Origin of the sequence: Thermanaerothrix sp. (assembly GCA_026417795.1) — a bacterium.
Lineage (GTDB): Bacteria > Synergistota > Synergistia > Synergistales > Synergistaceae > Thermanaerovibrio.
Genome location: JAOACP010000098.1, coordinates 1 through 1,439, shown reverse-complemented (window position 1 = coordinate 1,439; position 1,439 = coordinate 1). Strand labels below are relative to the sequence as shown.

The 1,439-nt window shown below is 50.5% G+C and carries 1 protein-coding gene; it reads left to right on the top strand.

Translation table 11 applies throughout. From position 1 onward, the window contains the following. A partial coding sequence (locus N2315_09350; GenBank protein ID MCX7829376.1) for a DNA mismatch repair protein MutS occupies nt 1-1,258 on the top strand: 1,258 nt, incomplete at its 5' end. Between the last annotated feature and the right edge of the window lie 181 nt (nt 1,259-1,439).

The window sequence follows — 1,439 nt, the reverse complement described above, 5'->3', positions numbered from 1 at the left end:
CCGTCTTATCGGTTACTATTTTGAGGTAAGCCGTGCGAACCTGACTCTGGTTCCTCCGTATTTTATTCGTCGTCAGGGGATCGCCGGTGGAGAACGATTTACAACCGAACGACTCATGGCCCTTGAATCTGAAATTGAAGGAGCTGCAGAACGGAGCATCGGATTAGAAAAACATCTCGGTCTCGAGATTAGAGAAAAATCCAAAGAATCGATACCCCTCCTTTTGGATGGGGCCCGACGGATTGCGGAAATTGATGTAACCGCTTCCCTTGCCTGGGCAGCGACCCTCTATGGCTGGAATGCCCCCGAAATAGATGAATCTTGCCGGCTTTGTATTAAAGAAGGACGCCATCCGGTAGTGGAAGCCCACCTTCCCCGGGGAGAATTTATCCCCAACGATACCGACCTTGATGGGGAGGGCTTCTTTTTTGCCCTCATTACGGGTCCAAACATGGCAGGAAAATCCACATACCTTCGGCAAAGCGCCCTTATTACGATTATGGCCCAGATGGGCAGTTTTGTTCCCGCCAGGGAAGCCCGTATTGGGGTGGTGGATAAAATCTTCTGTCGGGTAGGGGCCTCGGATAACCTGGCCCGGGGAGAATCGACCTTTCTGGTAGAGATGAATGAAACAGCCCGTATTCTGAGGTCCGCCACGAAGCAAAGCCTGGTTATCATGGATGAGGTTGGTCGTGGTACGGGAACAAAGGATGGGCTTGCCATTGCCTGGGCCGTTTGTGAAGAACTCCTTGAACACATTCGATGTCGAACCCTGTTTGCCACCCATTACCACGAGCTTTCTCGACTAGAACATCCGGGGATGATGAATCGTTCTATGGGGGTAGAAGAACGGGACGGAACTATTGTGTTCCTGAGAAAACTGAAGGAAGGGGCAACGACCGAATCCTACGGGATTCATGTGGCCCAGCTTGCGGGAATTCCTCCAAACGTGCTTGAACGGGCGATGGAGATTATGAAAGCCTTGAGCGAACAGGAAGAACTCCTCCAGCACCATATCGATACGTTTCAGGGGGCGCCTCAGGGGGAAGCTGAAAAAAGGGAAGTTGCTCCCCTTACCCCGTCAGAAAAGAAAGAAAAGCCCCATCCTATTCTGGAAGAATTGCTTCGCCTTGATCCTAATCGTCTTACTCCTCTGGAAGCGTTGGGACGGATTTATGCCTGGAAGGAGTTTCTTTTAAAACAGAGCCAAAAGGCGCCCCATCGTTCCTATCCAAAAGAGAAGGACCTTTTTGAATAAAGATAGAAAAAACTCATGCGGGAAGGAAAAACTTCCTCTAGTTATAGATGATGGGGTTACGGTATCTTTCCTGGCTATGGGGTGCTTCCTGTCCTCTGTGTGGAACCCCCCTCGTCTTTAAAAAGGAGCTTCTGTCTGGCCTTTGTAGCACCTGTGCGTCTTTGTTTCTTCCCTACCGGGG